This is a genomic window from Chryseobacterium sp. C3, from assembly GCF_014218905.1.
GTDB classification, from domain to species: Bacteria; Bacteroidota; Bacteroidia; order Flavobacteriales; family Weeksellaceae; genus Chryseobacterium; species Chryseobacterium mucoviscidosis.
Genome location: NZ_JACLCU010000001.1, coordinates 468,891 through 491,871 on the forward strand (window position 1 = coordinate 468,891; position 22,981 = coordinate 491,871).

At 37.3% G+C, this 22,981-nt stretch carries 20 protein-coding genes; 10 read left to right on the forward strand and 10 right to left on the reverse strand.

Annotation, left to right across the window (positions count from 1 at the left end):
- Nucleotides 1-86: 86 nt before the first annotated feature.
- Nucleotides 87-665, reverse strand: a complete 579-nt coding sequence (locus H6W53_RS02155; RefSeq protein ID WP_185204679.1) for a thioredoxin family protein — start codon at nt 663-665, stop codon at nt 87-89.
- Nucleotides 666-744: 79 nt separating this feature from the next.
- On the opposite strand from H6W53_RS02155, the gene H6W53_RS02160 reads away from it, so the two are divergent.
- The 3 genes from H6W53_RS02160 to H6W53_RS02170 are packed head-to-tail and all read left to right on the forward strand — an operon-like array spanning nt 745 to nt 3,207.
- A complete protein-coding gene (locus H6W53_RS02160) occupies nt 745-1,629 on the forward strand; it encodes a lysophospholipid acyltransferase family protein (protein WP_108409177.1) in 885 nt (294 codons plus the stop codon).
- Nucleotides 1,630-1,635: 6 nt separating this feature from the next.
- Complete coding sequence (locus tag H6W53_RS02165; protein WP_185204680.1) at nt 1,636-2,622, forward strand: glycosyltransferase family 2 protein; 987 nt, start codon at nt 1,636-1,638, stop codon at nt 2,620-2,622.
- Between the two features lie 30 nt (nt 2,623-2,652).
- Nucleotides 2,653-3,207, forward strand: coding sequence for a 3'-5' exonuclease (locus H6W53_RS02170; protein ID WP_185204681.1), 555 nt, complete (start codon nt 2,653-2,655; stop codon nt 3,205-3,207).
- A gap of 73 nt (nt 3,208-3,280) precedes the next feature.
- Here the strand turns inward: H6W53_RS02170 and apaG are convergent, their stop codons facing one another.
- From apaG to glgB, 9 genes are all read right to left on the reverse strand, one after another.
- The gene (gene apaG, locus H6W53_RS02175; protein ID WP_228457735.1) at nt 3,281-3,655 is read right to left on the reverse strand and encodes a Co2+/Mg2+ efflux protein ApaG; all 375 of its coding nucleotides are present in this window, start codon (nt 3,653-3,655) and stop codon (nt 3,281-3,283) included.
- Nucleotides 3,656-3,751: 96 nt separating this feature from the next.
- Nucleotides 3,752-5,020: a 2-oxoglutarate dehydrogenase complex dihydrolipoyllysine-residue succinyltransferase gene (odhB, locus tag H6W53_RS02180; protein ID WP_087710416.1), complete on the reverse strand. Its 1,269-nt coding sequence runs from the start codon at nt 5,018-5,020 to the stop codon at nt 3,752-3,754.
- A gap of 38 nt (nt 5,021-5,058) precedes the next feature.
- Nucleotides 5,059-7,872 (reverse strand): 2-oxoglutarate dehydrogenase E1 component, encoded by a 2,814-nt coding sequence (locus H6W53_RS02185; protein WP_185204682.1) that lies wholly within the window; start codon nt 7,870-7,872, stop codon nt 5,059-5,061.
- Between the two features lie 124 nt (nt 7,873-7,996).
- Nucleotides 7,997-9,037: an SRPBCC domain-containing protein gene (locus H6W53_RS02190; protein ID WP_185204683.1), complete on the reverse strand. Its 1,041-nt coding sequence runs from the start codon at nt 9,035-9,037 to the stop codon at nt 7,997-7,999.
- 168 nt (nt 9,038-9,205) lie between these two features.
- Complete coding sequence (locus H6W53_RS02195; protein WP_087710421.1) at nt 9,206-10,474, reverse strand: glucose-1-phosphate adenylyltransferase; 1,269 nt, start codon at nt 10,472-10,474, stop codon at nt 9,206-9,208.
- 164 nt (nt 10,475-10,638) lie between these two features.
- A complete protein-coding gene (locus tag H6W53_RS02200) occupies nt 10,639-11,016 on the reverse strand; it encodes a hypothetical protein (RefSeq protein WP_185204684.1) in 378 nt (125 codons plus the stop codon).
- A gap of 3 nt (nt 11,017-11,019) precedes the next feature.
- Complete coding sequence (locus H6W53_RS02205) at nt 11,020-12,426, reverse strand: glycogen synthase (protein WP_185204685.1); 1,407 nt, start codon at nt 12,424-12,426, stop codon at nt 11,020-11,022.
- Nucleotides 12,427-12,455: 29 nt separating this feature from the next.
- Complete coding sequence (locus H6W53_RS02210) at nt 12,456-13,010, reverse strand: hypothetical protein (protein WP_185204686.1); 555 nt, start codon at nt 13,008-13,010, stop codon at nt 12,456-12,458.
- The gene (gene glgB / locus H6W53_RS02215; RefSeq protein WP_185204687.1) at nt 13,010-14,959 is read right to left on the reverse strand and encodes a 1,4-alpha-glucan branching protein GlgB; all 1,950 of its coding nucleotides are present in this window, start codon (nt 14,957-14,959) and stop codon (nt 13,010-13,012) included. Before glgB ends, H6W53_RS02210 begins: the two co-directional genes overlap by 1 nt.
- 215 nt (nt 14,960-15,174) lie before the next feature.
- Between glgB and H6W53_RS02220 the strand changes: the two genes are divergently transcribed.
- From H6W53_RS02220 to H6W53_RS02250, 7 genes are all read left to right on the forward strand, one after another.
- Complete coding sequence (locus tag H6W53_RS02220) at nt 15,175-16,296, forward strand: alpha/beta hydrolase-fold protein (protein WP_185204688.1); 1,122 nt, start codon at nt 15,175-15,177, stop codon at nt 16,294-16,296.
- 4 nt (nt 16,297-16,300) lie between these two features.
- Nucleotides 16,301-17,716, forward strand: coding sequence for a M17 family metallopeptidase (locus H6W53_RS02225; protein ID WP_185204689.1), 1,416 nt, complete (start codon nt 16,301-16,303; stop codon nt 17,714-17,716).
- A 140-nt stretch (nt 17,717-17,856) separates the two neighbouring features.
- The gene (locus H6W53_RS02230; RefSeq protein ID WP_185204690.1) at nt 17,857-19,068 is read left to right on the forward strand and encodes an acetyl-CoA carboxylase biotin carboxylase subunit family protein; all 1,212 of its coding nucleotides are present in this window, start codon (nt 17,857-17,859) and stop codon (nt 19,066-19,068) included.
- 160 nt (nt 19,069-19,228) lie between these two features.
- Nucleotides 19,229-19,942 (forward strand): alpha/beta hydrolase-fold protein, encoded by a 714-nt coding sequence (locus H6W53_RS02235; protein WP_185204691.1) that lies wholly within the window; start codon nt 19,229-19,231, stop codon nt 19,940-19,942.
- Between the two features lie 45 nt (nt 19,943-19,987).
- Nucleotides 19,988-20,941: a RimK family alpha-L-glutamate ligase gene (locus H6W53_RS02240; protein WP_185204692.1), complete on the forward strand. Its 954-nt coding sequence runs from the start codon at nt 19,988-19,990 to the stop codon at nt 20,939-20,941.
- Between the two features lie 27 nt (nt 20,942-20,968).
- A complete protein-coding gene (locus tag H6W53_RS02245) occupies nt 20,969-22,087 on the forward strand; it encodes a carboxylate-amine ligase (RefSeq protein WP_076390024.1) in 1,119 nt (372 codons plus the stop codon).
- A gap of 34 nt (nt 22,088-22,121) precedes the next feature.
- On the forward strand, nt 22,122-22,958 hold the full coding sequence (locus H6W53_RS02250) for a type 1 glutamine amidotransferase (protein WP_185204693.1): 837 nt from the start codon (nt 22,122-22,124) through the stop codon (nt 22,956-22,958).
- The last annotated feature ends 23 nt before the right edge of the window (nt 22,959-22,981 follow it).

Sequence of the window (22,981 nt, forward strand, 5' to 3'; positions counted from 1 at the left end):
AAGTTTAGTTCATCTTTTGTACCTTTTGCGGTTAAATAAAAAGTTTAAACAGACTCAAAGAAACCGGGAGAAATTCCCGGTTATGACTATGATTTTGGAGACCAGACGTTGAAAAACTCTTTTACTTTTTCAAGGCTGTATCCTTTTCCTTCCTCTAAAACGTCGCTTTGCTGAACGTGGATCATTTTACCATTCTGATCCAGAACGATGAAAACCGGATATCCGAATTTCGTTCCCGGATCGCCATATTTGGCAAATATCTTTTCGTTTTTATTTTCCGGAGAATAATTCAGGTGGTAATATAGATAATTGTCGTCCACTAATTTTTTCAGTTCCGGAGTAGTCTGTACATACTGGTTGAATCTTAAACACCAGATGCACCAGTTTCCTCCTGCCTGAATCATGATATTTTTCTTCTCATTTTTCGCTTTTGCAATAAGATTCTGTATATCTTTTTCTGCATCCGCTTTCGGATCATAAGGTTTTGGAAGCTTTGCCTTCTCTTCTGCCGCTTTTTTCTTGGCATCCAGTTCGGCATGATCTGTCTTTACCAATAACGATTTTTCTTCTGAACCACTTTTAACTTCCTGTCTTACGGTATTGGTATTCTGTGAGAAAGCAATGGAACTTAAACCCAGAAATGCGATTAATGATAATTTTTTCATACGTTAAAAATAAAAAAATAATACTATTTGTAAGCAAAAACAGAACCATAATTTTATTATGCGTAAATTTGCATGTTTTATGAATTTCCTTATCAAAATATTATATCTGATTTCCAAACTTCCGCTGAAAGTTTTGTATGTATTTTCAGACATTATTTTCTTTCTGAATCATTATATCGTCGGCTACAGAAAAAATGTAATTACCCAAAACCTGAAGAATTCTTTTCCAAAAAAAACGGATGAAGAAATTGCAGAGATCCGGAAGAAATTCTATCTCAACTTTTCCGATTATCTTGTAGAAACAGTAAAATCTTTCAGTATTTCCGAAACAGAATCTCGGGTAAGAATGCAGCACATCAATCAGGAAGTTTTTCATGAGGCAAAAGCGGAAGGAAAAAATGTGATTATGCTTGCGGGACATGTTTTCAACTGGGAATGGATCAATGCGCTTGCTAAAGTAATTCCGCAGGATCACTGTCATCCTGTTTACCGAAAAGTGAACAGTGATTTCTGGGAAAACCAGATGAAAAAAGTCCGTAATAAATTCGGGAATGAAGCACTGGAAGCGAATGAAGTGATCATGCACATTTTCAGATCTAAAAGCAAAGGCAGTTCTGCTTATATGTTTGTGGCAGACCAGACTCCCCACTTTTCCCACGTTAATTACGGTTTAGAATTTTTAAACCAGAGAACTCCGGTTTTCATTGGTTATGATAAATTGGCAACAAGAATGGATCTGGCGTTCATTTACTGTGAAATGAAGAAGGTAAAACGCGGTTATTATCAGGTTAATTATCACCGAATTTATCCGGACGGAGAAAAATTTGTGGAAAATGAAGTGGTGAAAAAATTCCATAGACTATTGGAAAACACTTTGAATAAAAGACCCGATAACTATCTTTGGTCGCACAGAAAATGGAAATATCAGGATTCTATAAAAACTTTTGATTCAGAAAAAATTTAATTTCTCATGTCGAAAAAATTAGCAGTCGTTATTTTAAACTGGAACGGGAAAAGCTGGCTGGAAAAATTTCTTCCCAATGTGGTTCAGTTTTCCCAAAATGCTGATATTTATGTAATTGATAATCTTTCCACCGATGATTCTGTCGATTTTCTTCAAAAGAATTTTCCTTCAGTACAGATTATTAAAAACAATAAAAATTACGGCTTTGCAGGAGGCTACAATGAAGGTTTAAAAGAAATTAAAAATGAATTGTACTGTCTTCTGAATTCCGATGTGGAGGTTACCGAAAACTGGATCGATCCTGTTTTGGAACTTTTTGAAAAAGATTCTTCCATTGCCGCGGTTCAGCCTAAGATTCTTTCCTACAACAATAAAAACTACTTCGAATTTGCGGGTGCAGGAGGCGGATTAATCGATAATTTAGGTTATCCGTATTGCAGAGGAAGAGTTTTTGATGATCTGGAAGAAGATAAAGGGCAGTATGATGATGAAACGGAAATTTTCTGGGCTTCCGGATGCTGTTTATTTATTCGAAGCAAAGATTTTTGGGAGCAGAAAGGTTTTGATGAACGGTTTTTTGCACATCAGGAAGAAATTGATCTTTGCTGGAGACTGATTAATTCGGGAAAGAAAGTTTTTTACACCGGAAAATCAAAAATATATCATGTTGGCGGAGGAACTTTAAACAAGCAGAGTGCACAGAAAACTTTTTTAAATATCCGAAATAACTTTTCGATGTTACTGAAGAATCTGCCTTTTCCAAAATTAATCTGGCTGATTTTTTTCAGATTGTGCCTTGACGGAGCTGCCTCATTTTATTTTGCCTATAAAAATGGAATTTCCCATTTTTGGGCAGTTTTAAGAGGACATTTCGGATTTTACGCACAGATTCCCGGAACTTTAAAACGCCGTCAGAAACATCAGAAAACAGATTATTACCAAGCCAAATGGCTTGTTTTCAAACATTTTTTAGGGGATAAAAAGAAAATTTAAACCCTTAACTTAAAACTATAAACTTTATTTATGGATTTCTGCGCAATAGATTTTGAAACGGCAACTCACGAGCGAAATTCCGCGTGTGAGCTTGGAATCTGTGTTGTGCAGGATTCAAAAATCATTGAGACCAAAACATGGCTCATCAAACCACCGAGTTTTCCTTATTTCAGTCCTTTTAATGTGGATGTTCACGGTATTCTTCCGGATGATGTAAAAGACGCTCCTACTTTCGATGAAATCTGGTATGAAGTGGAGGAAATGATGTACGGAACGTTAATGATTGCCCATAACGCAGGATTTGACACAGGTGTACTTCGCGGATGTCTGAATCATTATGGAATGTTTACTCCAAAACTCAACTACCTGTGCAGTATTCAATTAGCCAAAAAATCATGGAATTATCTTCCTAGATATGGATTAAAACATCTTGCTGAATACCACCAGATAAGTTTTAACCATCACAGAGCGGGTGACGATGCAGAGGTTTGTGCTAAAATATCTTTACTGGCTTTTGAAAAACTGTTTCTCACAAGCAATGAAGAGGTGAATGATCTGATGAAATTAAAAATAAAAAAACTTTAATCTTTTTGCTATTTTTTCGAATTAAAACAGCCAAATTCCAGAATACAGAATTTAATTTCCAGATTTTGGAATTTTAATTGCTTAAAACTTCTGATAAAAGATTGAATTTAGGAATATCAATTTCAAAGCTTTCCTGCGTTTCCATATTTTTTACAAGGTATTTTCCGCTCATATTTCCCACTCCGGAACGAAGCATCACATTGGAGAAATAAGCGAAATTTTCGCCTGTAGGAATCTCAGGAGTCAAGCCGATTACGCCATCCCCGATGATCTCTGTATATCCGAAGCCTACGTCGAAGATCAGCCATTTTCTTTTAAGAATTTTTATCGGAAAACTTCCTTCGTTTTCAATAACGATGTTGTATTTAAAAACGTGTCTGTTTTCGGACGGATAACTGTTTTTGCTATCATATTCAGGTATTACTGAAACTTTGATATTGGAGGTCATTTTAGAAAACATCATCTTAGTATTTATTACAAGAGATACAAAAATCTCGCCTTTTTGAGGCGAGATTTATATTTATACTATAATTTTTATCAATAATTATAATCCAAGACCCTTTCTTTCGTCTCCGTTCATTAAGATACCAACCGGATTGTCGATTGCTTCTTTTACTGCAACTAAGAATCCTACAGACTCTTTTCCGTCGATAATTCTGTGGTCATAAGACATCGCAACGTACATCATCGGACGAATTACCACCTGTCCGTCAACCGCAACCGGTCTTTGGATAATGTTGTGCATTCCTAAGATTGCAGATTGAGGAGGGTTAATGATAGGTGTAGACATCATAGATCCGAAAGTTCCACCGTTGGTAATGGTAAATGTTCCGCCTGTCATTTCGTCAACAGTGATCTTTCCGTCTCTTACTTTAGTAGCTAAATCTTTGATGTTGGCTTCAACGCTTGCAAAAGACATATTTTCAGCATTTCTCAATACAGGAACCATTAATCCTTTCGGACCTGAAACCGCAATTGAAATATCGCAGAAATCGTAGTTTACTTTGAAATCTCCGTCGATGGATGCGTTTACATCAGGATACATCTGTAAAGCTCTTGTTACCGCTTTTGTAAAGAAAGACATGAAACCAAGTCCTACTCCGTGTCTCTGAGCAAATTCTTCTTTATATAATTTTCTTAATCTGAAGATTTCAGACATGTCAACTTCATTGAAAGTCGTTAACATTGCCGTTTCATTCTTTACAGAAACTAATCTCTGAGCGATTTTTCTTCTAAGAACTGAAAGTTTAGTCGTAGTTGTAGATCTGGAACCTGTAGCAGTCACAGGGTTTCCTCCCAATGCAGGAACTGCAGCCAGTTCAGCGTCTGATTTAGTAATTCTTCCGTCTCTTCCGCTTCCTGAAACCTGTGAAGCATCCATTCCTTTTTCGTCAAGAATTTTTTTAGCCGCAGGAGAAGGAGCACCTGTTGCGTAAGTCTGCGTTGCAGCAGCTACCGGCTGAGCAGCAGGTTGTGGAGCCGGAGCTTCCTGTTTAGCAGGTTCAGCCGCTTTAGGAGCTTCTTCCTGTTTTGGAGCTTCAGCAGCAGGAGCAGCGCTTCCTGAAGGTTTTGCAGCATCCATATCGATTAAACAAACCACCTGTCCTACTTGTACAACGTCACCTTCTTCAGCTTTCAGAGTGATTACACCACTTTGTTCAGCAGGCAATTCAAGAGTAGCTTTATCTGAATCTACTTCAGCGATGGGTTGATCTTTTTCTACATAATCACCATCTTTTACAAGCCAAGTTGCGATTTCAACTTCTGTAATTGATTCGCCCGGTGAAGGAACTTTCATTTCTAAAACTGACATATCGTATTTTTTATTTTTTTATTGATTATTATTTTTTATTAAGCGGTTACAGGTCTTTTTACCGGAGCATCGTTTCTGTCGAATACTCTGTTGATTACTGCATTCTGGTTTTTCTCAAACATTTTGTGACTTCCCGGAGCCGGAGCACCACTTGGAACCGGAGCAATAACATTAATTCCTGTTTCTCTGAAGTTTCTTAGGATATAAGACCAAGCTCCCATATTTTCAGGTTCTTCCTGAGCCCAAACCAATTCTTTTCTGTTTGAATATTTTTCGAAGATTGCTTCTATAGCATCTGTCTGAAGCGGATATAACTGCTCGAATCTTACCAGTGCAATATTTTCAGCGTTTAATTCTTCTTTTTTAGCTAATAATTCGAAGTATAATTTACCTGAACAAAGTACTAATTTTTCTACTTTTTTAGGATCTGCAGAAGGATCGTCTAAAACCGGCTGGAAACCTCCGTTAGCGAAATCTTCAAGCGGAGAAACCACTTTCGGATGTCTTAACAATGATTTCGGACTCATTACAATTAATGGCTTTCTGAATGCCCATTTCAACTGCCTTCTTAACAGGTGGAAATAGTTAGCAGGAGAAGTAATGTTTGCAACCACCATGTTTTCATTCGCACAAAGGGTTAAAAATCTTTCCAGTCTTGCTGAAGAGTGTTCTGCTCCCTGTCCTTCTGAACCGTGAGGCAATAACATCACCAAACCGTCCTGAATTTTCCATTTTTCTTCTGCTGCAGCAAGATACTGGTCTACGATAATTTGCGCACCGTTCACGAAATCTCCGAACTGCGCTTCCCAAATCGTTAAAGTATTAGGAGAAGCCATGGCATAACCGTAATCAAAACCAAGAACTCCGTACTCGGAAAGGTGAGAGTTGAATACATCAAATCTGCTTTCAGAAACCTGTCTTAAAGGGATGTATTCTTCTTCCGTATCTTCCGTTTTTACCACTGCGTGTCTGTGAGAGAATGTTCCTCTTTCCACATCTTCTCCGGAGATTCTTACATTGTGACCTTCAACAAGAAGCGTTGCATAAGCCAGCCATTCTCCAAGAGCCCAGTCTAAAGAGTTTCCTTCAATTGCTTTTAATCTGTTTTCGAAAAGTCTTGTAATTTTATTTAAGAACTTTTTGTCTGCCGGAAGTGTAGACATTTTAACAGCCAGTTCTTTCAGCTTTTCAAGATCATATTTTGTATCAACAGGTTCCTGAACTGCTCCTCTTTTTCCAATCGGATAATTCGTCCAGTCATCTGCCATGAAAACATCCATTACGTTCTTTTCAATTTCTTTGGAGGCATCAAAGTCTTTATCTAAAAGTGCTTTGAATTCTGTTTCCATTTTAGCGATCACATCGTTGGATGTTACGTTATCTTTCAGTAATTTATCTTTATAAATTTCTCTCGGATTCGGGTGCTTTGAAATTGTTTTATACAAATTAGGCTGTGTAAATCTTGGTTCATCTCCTTCGTTATGACCATATTTTCTGTATCCTAACAAATCGATATACACATCTTTTCCAAACTTCGCTCTGAAATCAGCCGCAAAATGGATTGCATGAACCACTGCTTCTGCATCATCTGCATTTACGTGCATTACAGGAGATTCTGTAACTTTAGCAACGTCTGTACAGTATGTAGAAGATCTCGCATCCATATAGTTTGTTGTAAACGAAACCTGGTTGTTTACCACGATATGAACCGTACCTCCTGTTTTATAACCGTCTAGAGTCATCATCTGCGCAACTTCGTAAGCAATACCTTGCCCCGCAATCGCTCCGTCACCATGAATAATGATCGGTAAAACTTTAGAATAATCTTTGTATTTATCGTCCACTTTTGCACGGCAGATTCCTTCTACAAGGGCTGCAACCGTTTCAAGGTGAGACGGGTTTGGTGTTAGATTAATAGAAACTTCTTCTCCTGAAGCTGTTTTGATTTTTTTGGATGAACCTAAGTGATATTTTACGTCTCCTGAGAATACATCTTCTTCAAATTCTTTTCCTTCAAATTCTGAGAAAATCTGCTTGTAAGATTTACCGAAAATATTGGTTAAAACATTTAATCTTCCTCTGTGCGCCATTCCTAAAACCACTTCATCTACGCCCAACTGAGAAGATCTTGAGATCAACTGATCCAAAGCAGGAATTAAAGTTTCACCACCTTCCAATGAGAATCTTTTCTGCCCTACAAATTTGGTGTGAAGATAATTTTCAAACGCTACCGCCTGATTTAATTTTAATAAAATCTCCGTTTTTTCGTTGGCTGAAAGATTCGGGTGGTTTTCATTTACCTGAAGCCACTGCTTGATGAAATCTTTTTCTTCAACATTGTTGATGTGCATGTATTCTACACCGATAGAATCACAGTAAATGTTTTCTAAGTGGGTGATGAGATCCTGTAGTGTTGCAGGACCTTTCATTCCTGTTTCAACCGCACAGTTGAATTTTGTATTTAAATCTGACTTATCCAGACCGAAGTTTTCGATGTCCAAAGTCGGCGTATAATGTCTTCTTTCTCTTACAGGATTTGTTTTGGTAAACAAATGTCCTCTCGTCCTGTACGCCTCAATAAGGTTTACTACCTTGAATTCTTTTTTGATGTGTTCCGGAACTTCTCCGTTTGTTGCTGCCTGAGTTGCCTGCTGAACAACAGGTGCTGAAACTGCAGGAGCCTGAACATATTGAACGTTATCATCGTCTCCGTAGTTCTCCAAAGCAAAATCGAAACCCTGAAAGAAGGCTTTCCATGATGGTTCTAAAGAATCGGGATATTTTAAGTACTGTTGGTATAAATCCTCAATTAACTGAGAATGAGCTGCGTTTAGGAATGAAAATCTGTCCATTATTACAGTTTATCTGTTATTAAAATTTGTTTGTAGAATTAAGCTTCAAATTTAATAAAAAAAACCGATTCTGAACAGCCTTTAAAGTATTAAAAAAACTATAAAAGAAATAAATCTGCAGAATTTACTTAAATACTGATAATGAGAGCTTCATATTTACATCCTGATCTTCTAAAGGTCGTTCTATAAAAGTCTGACGAATATCATTAAAACGCATCTCGTCTTTCTTGGCTTTCTGGATTAATTGTTGTATAGCCTTTACTCTTCCGGCATAGTTTCCTTTGTAGTACATCACATAATTCTGGGTCGGACTAATCGTTCTGAAACTGAAGTTATTATCTGTAACCCCAAATTTTTTAGACAGAGGAATCCCCAGAAAATAGGATACTTCTTTGTCTTTGTAATTGTCTGCATCCGTAATGAGCATCGGGAAACCGAATTCATCTTCTTTTTTGCCCAGATCCATTGTGGTGTAATTGTAAATCTTGTTATAATTCATTACAATATTCTTGTAAAGCGCATCTTTTTTGTTGGAAGTACTTACGTTTATTCCCAGCAATAATTTTTCTTCTTCATTTTCAATCATCAGACTATCGTATTTTATTGAAGCCATCTGATTGTCTTTTTCCACTTTATTGCCTAAAACATTTTTAAGATTTGTCATACTTTTGTTGATGTTTTCGGCAAAGCGGTCTTCGGTCCAGAAATTTTCAACCCTTCTTAAAACAGAAAGTTTAGGCGTATGAACTACCCATGTAATTTTGGTTTTTTCAGCGGATAATGCTTTAAATTTAACGTCGACGACAGTCGGGCTTTCATTTTTTTCTTCAAAAAGCTGATACCTTAGAGATTTATTCGGGTTTTCGTAACGGATAAACATTTCGCCATCCGTATCGTTTTTAGGGTCTACATAGCTGATGGAACTTCCCTGTCCTTCATACGGCGTATAATAATCGATATCAATAGATTGGGAACTTGTAAAGAAATTGTTCCATCTTGTAAAATGCTGCAGGTTATTGAACTGCAAAAAGACTTTTTCCAAAGGATAATCGATCTCTTTTTCTATTTTGAAATCTTTGCTTTCGTCCACAAAATAATACATGGAGGCTGCATAAGCTCCAATTAACAAGACAATTACTACTGCTATGATCTTAAAAAAACGCATTGTACAAAAGTATAGAAAATAACAAGAGTGACCAATATGCTGATCACTCTGTTTTTAATTATTTTTTTAGCTGGAAGATACGAAGTAAGGAGGATGGAAGTTTATTATCTGACTGTTTTATTTTTTAAAATTTAATTGAATCAGACCTGCCCAACACTTCTTTGCTTTCTACCCTATGTGAGTTCCCGGTTTTATAACCGCTCCTTTTTTCACTACGATAATTCCGTCCTGTACAGAATGGGTTCCGTAATCTCCGTCCTGAATATGTTTTCCACCAATAATTCTCACATTATCCCCGATGTAGCAGTTTTTATCCAGAATGGCTTTTTCGATGTAGCAGTATTTCCCAATCCCCATATTTGGCTGTCCGTTTCTGTCGTTCTTCACAATTTCTGTGGTATCCTGATAAAAATCGGCTCCCATCACATAAGAATTTACAATGGTACTTCCTTTGTCTATTCTTGTTCTGTTTCCGATTACGGAATTTTCAATTTTATCTGCCATAATGATACATCCGTCTCCGAAAACAGCTTTGCTTACGTAAGAACCGTTTACTTTTGACGGCGGAAGCATTCTTGCGCGTGTAAAGACAGGCGAAGAGGAAAATAAATTGAACTTAGGGAAGTCCTGACAAAGATCGAGATTGGCTTCGTAGAAGGATTCAATGGTTCCGATATCTGTCCAGTAGCCTTCATACTGATAGCTTAATGTTGTGTATTTTCCGATGGAATTCGGAATGATATCCTTTCCGAAATCATCTCCTGCTCCTTCATCAAACATCTTTTTCAGGATGCTTTTCGTGAAGATATAAATTCCCATGGAAGCCAGATATTCTTTTCCGGCGTGTTTATTTTCTTCCGAAACTTCAGATTTTAATCCTTCTAAAAGATCATATCCCGGTTTTTCCACAAACGAAGTGATATTGCCTTCGTCATCGGAACTTAAAATTCCGAAACCTGTTGCGTCTTTTGCATTCACCGGAATGGTGGCAATGGTTACATCGCCGCCTTTTTCAATATGAAAATTCAGCATTTCCCTGAAATCCATCTGGTACAACTGGTCTCCGGAAAGAATCAGGATATAATCATAATCGTACTTTTCAAGGTGCTTCATCGACTGGCGAACTGCATCTGCGGTTCCCTGATACCAACTGTCGTTTTCAACGTTCTGTTCCGCAGCCAAAATATCTACAAAACCTTTGCTGAAAATATCAAAATGATAAGAATTTTTGATATGGGAATTTAATGAAGCTGAATTGAACTGCGTTAAAACCAGAATTTTATTTAATCCTGAATTTAAACAGTTGGAAATAGGAATATCCACCAATCTGTATTTTCCCGCGATGGGTACAGCCGGTTTGGATCTTGAATACGTAAGTGGGAACAATCTGGTTCCTCTACCTCCTCCTAAAACAATGGAAATTACATTGCGATTCATAGTTTATCTTGCGTTTTATTTTATTAGGTTTACTGTTCTGTTTTTTGTATCAACATTTACCGTGAAACATTCTTTATTTTCAGATTTTAATTTTTGATTATAAATTACAACTTTATATAAGTCATTCTTTAATTCTTTCACATCCTTATCCAGATCATGAATCTCTACAGGATATTTTTTGAGCTCGGCTCTGAATAATTTATTATTAAAACATCCATTACATCAACTTTTTTCATCATGAAGTCTTCGATATCCTTTTCATATTCTTTTTGCCAATTTTTACCATATCTTCTCGTTATTTCGGCATAAGTTTTCTTATTTAAAGCATCCGCCTTTTTCACAATATCGGAAGAAACCGTACAACCACCAACATCTGCATATTTTATCTTCCACTTTTCAGAAATCCCTTCTGTTGATTCTTCTCTCCTCATATCTTTTAATCCGTAATCATAAATCCAATAATAACCTCCAACACAAACTCCTTCTTCTTTCTTACAGGAGAAAATCAATAAAAATATAAATACAAAAGTCAGCTTTTTCACGATTTAATTCTTATATAAAGCTATGTATTTTTCGGCTGATTTTTCCCATGCAAAGTCAAAATTCATATTAGCACGGATTAAGTTTTCCATTTCACCTTTTTTATTGTAAACCAATAAAGCTCTGTTCATTGCATGGATAATATCGTCTACTCCCGGAAACGTAAAATTAATTCCCGCTCCACCTGTGGAAACATCTTCCACCGTGTCTCTTAACCCTCCTGTATACCGCACAATCGGAACGGTTCCGTATCTCATGGAGTACATCTGGTTAAGACCGCATGGTTCCACTCTCGACGGCATGAGCAAAAAGTCCGCCGAAGCGTATATTTTATGGGAAAGATGTTCCTTATATCCAAGATCCAGAGCGAAATTGCTGTAAACGTAATCGTACTCTTTCAGTTTATTTTCAATATAAGAATTTCCGGATCCCAAAATCATGATATTTAAAGCACCATAACTCTGCTTAATACTTTTCCAGACCACATCGGGAAGAAAATCGGCTCCTTTTTCGGTAGCAAACCTTCCGATGAATGCGAAAAGAGGAAGCTCCGGTTTCAGACCATATTCTTTACACAGTCTTTCTTTGTTCTTTTTCTTTTGGGCAATGGCATTTTTAACGTTAAAATTAAAATCCAGCATCGGATCGGTTTCCGGATTCCAGACTTCCGTATCAATTCCGTTAATGATTCCGTAGGCTTTCCCGAATTCATCACGAACAAGGCTTTCCAGACCTCTGAAACTTACAAAAAGTTCTTCAAGATACCCCTGCGAAACCGTTGTAAAAGCATTGGCACATTTAATCATACTTGCCAAAGGATTTATGACTCCGTTCCAGTCCAGCAATCCCCATTTATACTGATCGAATGACGGCATATAATTCGCCATTTCCCAGCTCATCATTCCCTGATATTCACCATTGTGAATGGTTCCGATGGTTTTTACGCCTTTTAAGAATGAAAATTCAGGACAATGCTCAATCATGAAAGGAACTAACCCTGTGTGATAATCGTGACAATGCAAAACATCCGGTCGAATTCCCATCGCACTCAGCCAATGAAGCGCTCCGTGCTGAAAAGCTAAAAACTGAAAACTTTCATCCGAATATCCGTAAGGATTATCTCGATCCAAAAGTCCCGGAATTCTTACCATAAAAAGCTCAAAGCCCAAAGCATTGGTTTTTTCCTTTAAAACCTGTACCTGAAGCATACTTGGACCCTGATGAATGAAGCCATCAAAAACTATGTCAAACTCATGATCATGCACGAAAGATTTGTTGTACCAAGGCATAACCACCTTCGCATCAATATCTTTAATTTTATTCTGATATTTTGGTAAAGCTCCCACCACATCTGCCAAACCGCCTACTTTTGCTACCGGATAACATTCCGTACTTAGATGATAAATGATCATTTTTTTCTCTCTCGTTTATTATTTATATCTTAATTAAAATCTTCGATATTCGGGGATTTATAAATCTCAAATACAAAAAAAGATCTGTTTTCTGTAAACTCTTCTTTGATTATAATGTTTACATAATCTGACCGAAAAGCCATAAAGCTGTATTTATCTATATTATTCGCATCAAATTGGGAAGAAGGATCAAAATCAAAACGCTTTCTCTTGAATTCCGTGAAACCCTCCTCTTCTGTATTGTCATCCATTATTTCCCATTCCGTTTCTTCAACTTGCTGTTTGCTGATAAACTTAAACTCAAAATCCTTTACTGTTCTAAGATAATCTATGATTTCCATAGTTTTATTTTTATCTCCAATGAAATCGATCTCACAAATCTTGTTTCTTAGAAATTCTATTTTATATTTTTCAATTTTAAAAGTAAAAAAATATAAATCTCCATTGAATTTTCCATCGCTTACAGGAGCATTAATTCTGGCTTTAGAAAACGACTCCAGAGTTTCACTGTCGAAATCTGTCCTTGTAATTATATCCTTGAGACTTTCATAGTCTTTTCCTAAAATTTCTAATAACTGAATCATTACTTTTTGTGTTGTTTGATTCTGTTATGCTTATTGTACTTTTTGTCTTTTCTTTTCAAAATAATTCCTGAAAGCGGAGGCAGACTTACGCTGATGGATTTCTGGTGATTCATGTATTCCTCATACTGTTCACTGAAAATTTCAGGCTTATAACCGCTTCCCGAATACCGTTCATCATCAGAATTGAAAACAATCTCCCAATGACTCGCTGCATTCACCCCAATTTTATAATCTAGAACTTCAGGCTTCAGATTGAGAATCACCATAAAAACATCATCTTTTTTCTTGCCTTTTCTCAAATAGACATACACGGAATTCTCCAGATCATCTGCTTCCACCCACTCAAAACCTTCCCTGCTGAACTGATTCTCAAAGAAAGCCGTTTCATATATGTAAAGATGATTAAGATCTTTCACCAATGTCTGCAAACCTTTATGAACAGGATATTCCAACAAATGCCAATCCAGACTCTGTTTGAAATTCCATTCGCTGGTCTGCCCGAATTCATCGCCCATAAAAAGCAGTTTTGCTCCCGGATGCGTAAACATATACACATACAGTGCGCGAAGATTGGCAAATTTCTGCCATTCATCGCCTTTCATTTTATAGATGAGACTCGCTTTTCCGTGTACTACTTCATCATGAGACAAAGGCATCATATAATTTTCATTATACATATACATGGAAGCGAAAGTTAATTTATGGTGATGAAACTTTCTGTTCTCGTGTTCTTCTTTAAAATAATCCAGCGTATCGTGCATCCATCCCATCATCCATTTCATTCCAAATCCTACTCCGCCGTCATGAACAGGCTTTGTAAGCATGGGGAAATCCGAACTTTCTTCTGCAATGGTGATAATATTGTCTCCAAACTCTTTATAAACAGCGGTATTAAAATCCTGCAAAAACGCTTTCGCTTCGAGATTTACATTTCCTCCGTAAATATTCGGTTCCCATTCTCCTTCATTTCGGGAATAGTCGAGGTGAAGCATCGAGGTTACTGCATCTACACGCAATCCGTCTGCATGATAGCGTTCCAGCCAAAACATCGCATTGGAAATCAGAAAAGATTTCACTTCATTTCTTCCGTAGTTGAAAATGTATGATTTCCAGTCGGGATGAAAGCCTTTTCTTGGATCTTCATGCTCGTAAAGATAAGAACCGTCAAATTTGTGCAAACCATTTGCATCACCCGGAAAATGCGAAGGAACCCAGTCTAAAATCACGCCGATTCCGTTTTGGTGAAGCTCATCAATCAAAGACATCAAATCCTGCGGAGAACCGAAACGTGAAGTCGCTGCGTAAAAACCTGTAATCTGATATCCCCAACTTGGATCGTAAGGATATTCCATCACCGGCATAAATTCTACGTGGGTAAAGCCCATTTCTTTAATGTAAGGAACGAGTTTTTTCCCGATATCGCGGTAATTCAGAAACTTTTTCGGATCATTTCCTTCTCTTACCCAGGATCCCAAATGGAGTTCATAAACCGACAAAGGAGCATTTAACGTATTTTTTTTCCAGCGGTTTTCCAGCCAGTCTTTATCTTTCCATTCATACCAAGTGGTAGAAACCAATGAGGCAGCCTGAATATTCTGTTCCCAGCTTAAAGCGTAAGGATCACTTTTTTCTAAAATTTCTCCGCGCGGCGTTTCTATAGCATATTTATACAAAGTTCCCCATGTTAAACCTGCAATGAAGCCTTCCCAGATTCCGGATTCGTCCCATCTCGGAAACAGAATATGATCTTTATGATTCCAGTTGTTGAAATTTCCGATTACCGAAACTTTCTTCGCGTTGGGAGCCCAGACAGAGAAATACACTCCTTTCATCCCATCTTTTTCAGCGGAATGTGCACCGAATTTATCGTACAGCTTGTAATGCTTACCTTCTTTAAAAAGGTAAACATCCTGATCCGTAAAAAGAGTATATGTTTTAACCGAATTCATCACGGTTTTGATTTAATTTTTATATTTTTCTTGAAACTACAAAAAATATCTGCAATAATCATTAATAAATTTTGAATAAATTATTATGTTAAACTCTTTGCAGTACTTGTTTCTATCAAATATACCGCTTTTTTATTCAGTGTTTATCGTTTTAAAATGATTTGTCATAAAAAGATTTTTTATAAATTTAGGCTTTAATTTTACGAAAAACACGGATGAAGTTTGAACTTTATACAGCAGAAAGTGATGAACGAACGGTTTACATCACAGGAAATTTTAACAATTGGAATCCGAAAGACTACAACTTTCAACTGATTCAAAAAGACTCTCAAAATTATTTTATCGAAATCGACGATCAGCTTTTGCCGGATGTTATTGAATACAAATTTACTAAGGGCGGTTGGGAAAATGTAGAACTTGACAAATACGGAAGTATCACCCCGAACAAAAAAGCTTTAAGATCCTCAGGAAAAACATCAGATACCGTTGAAAAATGGAGATTCAACTGGGGACCTTTCAAGGATGAATATTTTCCGATTGCAGAAATTATTTCGGAGGAATTCTACATTCCGCAGTTAGACCGCTACAGAAAAATCTGGGCACTTCTACCCTACGATTATTATGTTTCCGACAAAAAATATCCTGTTCTGTATCTTCAGGATGCACAGAATTTATTTAATGAAGGAAGCGGTTACGGAAACTGGGAAATCGATAAGAAACTTTCCATTCTCTCAGAATACGGTCGCGGAGATGTCATCATCATTGCAGTAGAACACGGAAGCGAAGAAAGGATTAAAGAGTATATTTTTGATAACGACAATGTCGCGAACGGATCGGAAGGTAAAAAATACATCCGCTTCATTACAGATACTTTGAAACCTTATGTCGACCAGACTTACCGCACGAAAAAAGACCGCGACAATACAGGAATCGGAGGAAGCTCTCTTGGCGCGTTGATCAGCATTTACAGCGGGTTTCTTTATCCTGAAGTCTACTCGAAATTGTTGATATTTTCACCTTCACTTTGGGTGGAACCGAACAACAATTTTCCGATGATGAATTTCAGAGTTCCTTTTAAAACGAAAATCTATCTTTACGGAGGCGGTCAGGAAGGCTCAAAAATGGTAAAGAGAATCCATATTTTCGAAGAATATTTAAAACGCTGGGAGAAGAAAAATCTATTTGATTTTGAATTCAGAACAAGCATCAACCCGGAAGGTACACACAGCGAATTTTACTGGTCGCAGGAATTCCCGAGAGCGATTGAATGGCTCTATTATAACAACACAGAAAATCCGGTGGAAGTAAAACCACATCAGGAAAGCATTAAAAATTAAAATTATGAAATTAATCAACAAAAAAAATAAAAATTATACGCAGGTTTTTCATCTTTTCACAGAAGAAGAATGGACGAAAACCAGCAAAAATTTCAATAACAACATTTCAACTTTCTTTACGGGTAAAAAGCATGAAGTTTTCGTGAATGCCCATGAAGAAGGAATAACATATTTTATAGGTATCGGAAAATCTACTTTGCAGAATTTTGAAATTCAGCAGGTTGCCGTGAAGTTTTCCCAGACGCAGAAAGGAAAAGTACAGCCTGTCCCGACATTAGTTATAGCCGACTGTTTGAACGAGAAGCAATTTGAAGAATTTGCAAAAGGTTTATTACTGGGAACCTACAACTATCCTTTCGAAAAAACGCATGCGTTCTGGAATGCTAAATTTGAGCTTCATTTTGAAAATTTAAGCCAGAAAAAACTAGACACCATCAGTAAAAAAGCTGAAGCACTGAGCAACGGACAAACCGCCTGTCAGGAATGGCTGAACAAGCCCGCCAATCTCAAGAAACCTGATACTTTCAGTTTATATTTAAAAAATTTAGCTAAAAAATATGATTTAAAATATACTTCTTTTAACAGGAAAAAGTGTGAGGAAATTGGTTTGGGAGCTTATCTTTCCGTTAATCAGGGAAGTGCTTATGATGCGGCGTTTACTATTATTGAATACAAAACCAATGTTAAAAATGCAGTCACTTTCGGCTTGGTCGGAAAATGTGTATTGTTTGACACAGGAGGAATTTCTCTGAAAAATCCGGACAATATGCATTATATGAAATCGGACATGGGCGGTGCAACAGCCGTTTTGGGAACGCTGATTTATGCCGCAGAAATGCAGCTTCCGGTTAATATTGTTGCTATTTTGCCTGTAACCGACAATGCTATTTCTGAAAATGCATTTCTTCCGAGTGATGTTATTACGGCTTACAACGGAAAAACAATTGAGGTTCTCAATACCGATGCGGAAGGCAGAATGATTCTCGCCGACGGACTTTCCTATATGGCGAAAAACTTCAAAACTGACTTTCTGATCGACCTTGCCACGCTTACCGGAAGTTCCGTAAGAATGTTTGGCGATACTTGCGGAGCTCTGTTTTCCAACAATGAAGAATTGAAAAATCTTTTGATAAAAACCGGCGATAAAACCAATCAGAGACTTTGGAATTTACCGCTTTGGGATGTCTGGAAAGACGATATTCAGTCGGATGTGGCAGATATTAAGAATATTTCGATGAAACCTATCGGAGATTGCATTATTGCGGCTAAATTTTTAGAACAATTCATTGAGAACCATCCTAAATGGGCGCATCTTGATATTGCCGGAGTGGCATTCGGAAACGTAGGATATGCCAAAGAAAAGGCTGCAACCGGATTTGGAGTGCAATTATTAGCCGATTTAATCGAAAATTATCACTAAAAATTAGTTTATTACAAAAATTCTCTGTATAATTGAAATAGAATTTTCAAAAGCGCATAATATTTTAATTTTTAACATTAAATAATTAATAAAAAAACGTTTTTATTTTTGAAAGTTCATCAAAAATTAAAAAACATTGTATGGAGGAGAAAACAATAGTATGTATTTCGTGCTATTACAAGGGTTATGATTTCATGGATGAAATGAAAAAACTCGGTAATAAAATTATTTTAGTAACATCCGAAAATCTTAAAGAAAAAAACTGGCCGTGGCACGCCATTGATGAGATATTCTATATGCCTGAGGTAAAGCCTTCTGTCTGGAATCTGGATCATCTCGTGCAGGGATTTTCCCATCTGATGCAGACCAGAAAAGTACACGCCGTTATTGCTCTGGACGATTATGATGTGGAAAAAGCGGCGCTTATCCGCGAAACATTCAGAATTCCGGGGATGGGACAGACTACGCACCGCTATTTCAGGGATAAACTTGCCATGCGACAAAAAGCAAAGGATTCCGGAATTAATGTTCCTGAATTTACGGCAGTTTTTAATAATGATGAGGTTAATCATTTTGTAGATCAGGTTCCTGCACCGTGGGTTTTAAAGCCACGTTCCGAAGCCTCTGCTTCAGGAATTAAAAAACTGAATTCCAAAGAAGATCTCTGGAAGGCGCTTGATAATTTAGGTGAAGAACGTCACCTGTTTCTTCTGGAAAGCTTCAAACCGGGAGATGTTTATCATGTAGACAGTCTTACTTTTAACAAAGAAATCGTTTTCACTTCCGCTTCAAAATATTTGGCACCTCCGATGGAGGTTTCCCATGAAGGAGGTGTTTTCAGAACAAAAACGCTCGGAAGATATTCTGATGAATTTAAGGCTCTTGAAGAGGTAAATTCGAAAGTTTTATCCAATTTCGGACTAATCAACGGAGCTACTCACACAGAATTTATCCGCAGCAAAGACGACGGAAAATATTATTTTCTTGAAACTTCTTCAAGAGTGGGTGGAGCGCATATTCCGGATCTCGTGGAAGCATCAAGCAACATTAACATCTGGAGAGAATGGGCGAAAATTGAAGATGCTTTATTAAGAGGAAAAAACTATGAGGTTTCTAAACCTACAGGATATTATTCGGGGCTTATTGTCGCCTTAATTAAAGACAAAGAGCCGGATTACAATCAGTTTGAATGTGAGGAGGCTGTAAAATTCCTGCCTATCGATTATCATGTCGGAATCGTTTACAAATCGAAAGACTCGGTAGTCGTACAGGAAAGATTAGATACGGCAGCAGAAAAAATTCATGCTGAATTACTGAATATTCTTCCGCCGAAAGACAAACCTATGTCATAATTTAAAAAGAGAAATTAACATCAAGAAATTATTGATTTTATAAGATTAAGTTTACCCTAAAATCCTTTTTTAATCCCTAATTTAGAAATCATTAAATCAGGAGAATGAAAAGGCAGACCTGATTATTAATTTACTGATTAAACCCAAATACGAAAAAAAAATGCCACAGATAGAGCATACAGATTATTATTCACATATACTAGGAACAAGCCTTAAAGTGGAGGTTACAGGACATTACGGTTATCCGATCATCATGTTTCCGACTTCACAGGGACAATATACCCAAAACCATGATTTTCATCTTAACGGAAGCATCAATTGGTTTATAGAGCAGGGAAAAGTTAAACTTTACAATGTTCAGACCATAGACGGATGGAGTTTTTATGACAACAATATTTCTCCTCAGCAAAGGATTAAAAATTATGAAAAATATGTTCAGTTTCTGATTCAGGAATTTGTTCCTTACGTTCAGAAAATTCATAAGACGCATCGCGTTGCGGTAGCGGGAGCGAGTTTCGGAGGTTATCATGCGGCTAATTTTGCTTTCCGTTTTCCGGATGTTGTCTCGCATCTGTTCTGCCTGTCCGGAGCATTCAGCATTAGAAATTTTATGGACGGCTATTCCGATGAGCTGGTTTATTTCAACTGTCCGCGTGAATTTGTAAGAAATGATGAAGCATGGAAATACAAACATATGCATATTGTTTTAAGCACTTCGGATGAAGATATCTGCAAAGATAAAAACGTGGAAATGGCAGAAATTTTAGCTTCAAAAGGTATTGATTTCTGGTATGATGAAAGAAAATGGATCAACCACGACTGGCCACTCTGGAGAATGGTTTTCCCAACTTTTATCGGAGCATTCTTTTCTTAAAAATTTAAAAATTAATATTAAGATACAACATTAAAAAATACATTTATGGCAAAAAAAGTAGGAATTCTATTCGGTATGGAAGATACGTTTCCTTGGGCGTTTATTGATAAAGTTAACGAATTGGGAGGTGGAGAAATCATCGCAGAACCTGTACATATTGATAAACTTGAACAGGGTGCAGATTACGGATATGCTGTAATTATCGACAGAATTTCGCAGGATGTTCCTTTTTACAGAGCGTACCTGAAAAATGCAGCATTGAACGGAACCTATGTCATCAACAATCCATTCTGGTGGAGCGCAGACGAAAAGTTTTTTAATAACGCTTTGATGACGAAACTGGGAATTCCGCTTCCGAAAACAGTTTTGCTTCCGTCTCACGAAAGACCGACAAATACTTCAGAAACCTCTTTCAGAAACCTGAAATTCCCTCACGACTGGGATTATATTTTCGATTATGTAGGTTTTCCTGCGTACATGAAACCGCATGACGGAGGTGGATGGAGAAACGTATACCGCGTGGAAAATCCAGAGGATCTTTGGTCGAAATTAAGCGAAACTGAGCAGTTGGTTATGATGGTTCAGGAAGAAATTATCTTTGACGATTATTACAGAGTATACTGCTTAGGTAAAAAATATGTTCATATCATGCCTTATGAGCCGAGAAATCCTCATCATCTGAGATATGCAACTACACATCAGACGCAGGGTGCAGAACTGGAGAAATTATTAAAAACAATTCACGATTACACCATCAAAATGAATGAAGCGCTTGGCTACGATTTCAACACGGTAGAATTCGCGGTAAAAGACGGAATTCCTTATGCAATCGACTTCTGTAATCCGGCTCCGGATGCAGACAAAAATTCTGTAGGAGAAGAAAATTTTGCATGGATCGTAGAACACGCAGCAAAATTAGCGATCGAAAAAGCAAAAGAATATGTTCCGGGAAAACCAAACATCTCTTGGGGAACTTTCGTAAAAGATTCTGTAAAATAAGAATATCAACAAAAAGCACGAAAAAAAATGCATCAATTTACTATTGGAATCGAAGAAGAATATCAGATTATTGATGTTGAGAGCCGGGATTTAGTCTCTCATGTTTCGAAAATTATTGAAGGCGGAAAAGCTGTTTTAAGTGAAAATTTAAAGCATGAAATGCATGAATCCATGATTGAAATGGAAACAGGCATCTGCCAGAATATTCAGGAGGCAAAAGCCGAATTAACGAATTTAAGAAGACATCTTATAAAAACCGCCCACGAACAGGGACTTCGGGTTTCCGGCGGCGGAACGCACCCTTTCTCCAATTGGGAACACAACACCATTACAAACGGAGAGCGTTACATTAAAATTGTAGACGACATGGGTGATGTGGCGAGAGGAAATTTAATTTTCGGGCTTCACGTCCATATCGGAATTCCGAACCGTGAAGAAGGCGTAAGAATACAGAATGTGATGAGGTATTTTCTTCCGCACGTTTATGCACTATCAACAAATTCTCCTTTCTGGATCGGAAGAAATACAGGTTTTAAGTCTTACCGACAGGAAATTTTTGTAAAATTCCCAAGAACAGGAATTCCGAGTTTTTTCAATTCTTTAGCTGAATTTGACAGTTATGTAGACCTTTTGGTAAAGACAGGAACCATTGATAATGCTAAAAAAATATGGTGGGATCTCAGAGTTCACCCGTTCTACCCCACGATCGAATTCAGAATCTGCGATATGCCGATGAGAATTGATGAAACCGTTTGTCTGGCTGCCATAATGCAGGCTTTGGTTGCAAAAATCTACAAACTTCATCAGCAGAATTTAAGTTTCAGAAGCTACAGAAGATTATTGCTAAATGAAAACAAATGGCGTGCTTCCAAGAGTGGAATTGAAGCTCATCTGATTGATTTCGGAAAAGAAGAATCTGTGCCTTATCCTGATCTCTTAAAGGAACTTCTTGAGTTTATTGATGATGTGGTGGACGAATTGGGATGCAGAAAAGAGGTGGAATACGCATGGACAATTCTTGAAAACGGAACCGGAGCAGACCGACAGCTTAAAGTCTTCAATGAAACCGGAGACCTTACCAAAGTTGTGGATTATATGATCTCAGAAACAGAGTACGGCATCACACACGGAGAAACCGCTTCATAATTTTTTGGTAACTTTGTAAAAAATATGAAGTCGTATGAATGATATTCGAATTGCTTTGCTGGACATGAACAACAATCATGTGAATCAGGGTTTTAAAAATATTAAAGAAATTTCTGAAGCATTTAAGCTAAGCTGTGCTCAGGAAAACGTAAGCATTGAAACATTCGATGTGAGATTTAAAAATGAAATGCCCAATGTTGAGGATTTCGATATTTTTATTTCTTCGGGAGGTCCGGGAGATCCGCACAGAGAAGGTCTTGAATGGGAAGATAAATTTGCTCAGTTTCTGGATAATGTTTTTGAACATAACCAATATAGTGACGACAAAAAATATCTGTTCCTCATCTGTCATTCTTTTCAGTTGGCAAGTATCCACTGGAAACTTGGAAATATCTGCAAAAGGAAATCGTATTCTTTCGGAGTAATGCCGGTTCATAAAACCGAGGAAGGAGAACAGGAATTTTTATTCAAAAACCTTCCCGATCCTTTCTATGCAGTAGATTCCAGAGCGTATCAGTTTATTGAGCCGGATCATGACCGTTTTGAGGAGCTGGGTATGAAAATCGTGGCTATTGAAAAATTCCGCCCACACATCAATCTGGAAAGAGCGGTGATGGCAATCCGTTTTTCGGAGGAAATATTCGGAACACAGTTTCATCCGGAAGCAAATCCTGCAGGCATGATTGAAAATCTGAAAGACGAAAAGAACAAGCAGGCGATGATTGAAAATTTCGGAATGGAAAAGTATCTTGAAACCGTGGACAGAATGGATGATGAAGATAAAATTATCCTTACTCAGTCTCAGATTCTGCCGAGATTCTTACAGTTTGCAAAAAAAAACGTTTTGAAGCAGGCAGAAGCAATGGCTTAAATTTTTAATAAAACGAAAATATC

What these genes read in the sequence shown, in the direction of transcription:
- H6W53_RS02165 (WP_185204680.1), top strand. Translation starts at nt 1,636, where the DNA reads ATGTCGAAAAAATTAGCAGTCGTTATTTTAAACTGGAACGGGAAAAGC.
- H6W53_RS02205 (WP_185204685.1), bottom strand. Translation starts at nt 12,426, where the DNA reads ATGATCATTTATCATCTAAGTACGGAATGTTATCCGGTAGCAAAAGTA.
- H6W53_RS02245 (WP_076390024.1), top strand. Translation starts at nt 20,969, where the DNA reads ATGCATCAATTTACTATTGGAATCGAAGAAGAATATCAGATTATTGAT.
- H6W53_RS02185 (WP_185204682.1), bottom strand. Translation starts at nt 7,872, where the DNA reads ATGGACAGATTTTCATTCCTAAACGCAGCTCATTCTCAGTTAATTGAG.
- H6W53_RS02220 (WP_185204688.1), top strand. Translation starts at nt 15,175, where the DNA reads ATGAAGTTTGAACTTTATACAGCAGAAAGTGATGAACGAACGGTTTAC.
- H6W53_RS02230 (WP_185204690.1), top strand. Translation starts at nt 17,857, where the DNA reads ATGGAGGAGAAAACAATAGTATGTATTTCGTGCTATTACAAGGGTTAT.
- H6W53_RS02250 (WP_185204693.1), top strand. Translation starts at nt 22,122, where the DNA reads ATGAATGATATTCGAATTGCTTTGCTGGACATGAACAACAATCATGTG.
- H6W53_RS02225 (WP_185204689.1), top strand. Translation starts at nt 16,301, where the DNA reads ATGAAATTAATCAACAAAAAAAATAAAAATTATACGCAGGTTTTTCAT.
- odhB (WP_087710416.1), bottom strand. Translation starts at nt 5,020, where the DNA reads ATGTCAGTTTTAGAAATGAAAGTTCCTTCACCGGGCGAATCAATTACA.
- H6W53_RS02195 (WP_087710421.1), bottom strand. Translation starts at nt 10,474, where the DNA reads ATGAATCGCAATGTAATTTCCATTGTTTTAGGAGGAGGTAGAGGAACC.
- H6W53_RS02240 (WP_185204692.1), top strand. Translation starts at nt 19,988, where the DNA reads ATGGCAAAAAAAGTAGGAATTCTATTCGGTATGGAAGATACGTTTCCT.
- H6W53_RS02190 (WP_185204683.1), bottom strand. Translation starts at nt 9,037, where the DNA reads ATGCGTTTTTTTAAGATCATAGCAGTAGTAATTGTCTTGTTAATTGGA.
- H6W53_RS02170 (WP_185204681.1), top strand. Translation starts at nt 2,653, where the DNA reads ATGGATTTCTGCGCAATAGATTTTGAAACGGCAACTCACGAGCGAAAT.
- H6W53_RS02160 (WP_108409177.1), top strand. Translation starts at nt 745, where the DNA reads ATGAATTTCCTTATCAAAATATTATATCTGATTTCCAAACTTCCGCTG.
- glgB (WP_185204687.1), bottom strand. Translation starts at nt 14,959, where the DNA reads ATGAATTCGGTTAAAACATATACTCTTTTTACGGATCAGGATGTTTAC.
- H6W53_RS02235 (WP_185204691.1), top strand. Translation starts at nt 19,229, where the DNA reads ATGCCACAGATAGAGCATACAGATTATTATTCACATATACTAGGAACA.
- H6W53_RS02155 (WP_185204679.1), bottom strand. Translation starts at nt 665, where the DNA reads ATGAAAAAATTATCATTAATCGCATTTCTGGGTTTAAGTTCCATTGCT.
- H6W53_RS02210 (WP_185204686.1), bottom strand. Translation starts at nt 13,010, where the DNA reads ATGATTCAGTTATTAGAAATTTTAGGAAAAGACTATGAAAGTCTCAAG.
- apaG (WP_228457735.1), bottom strand. Translation starts at nt 3,655, where the DNA reads ATGACCTCCAATATCAAAGTTTCAGTAATACCTGAATATGATAGCAAA.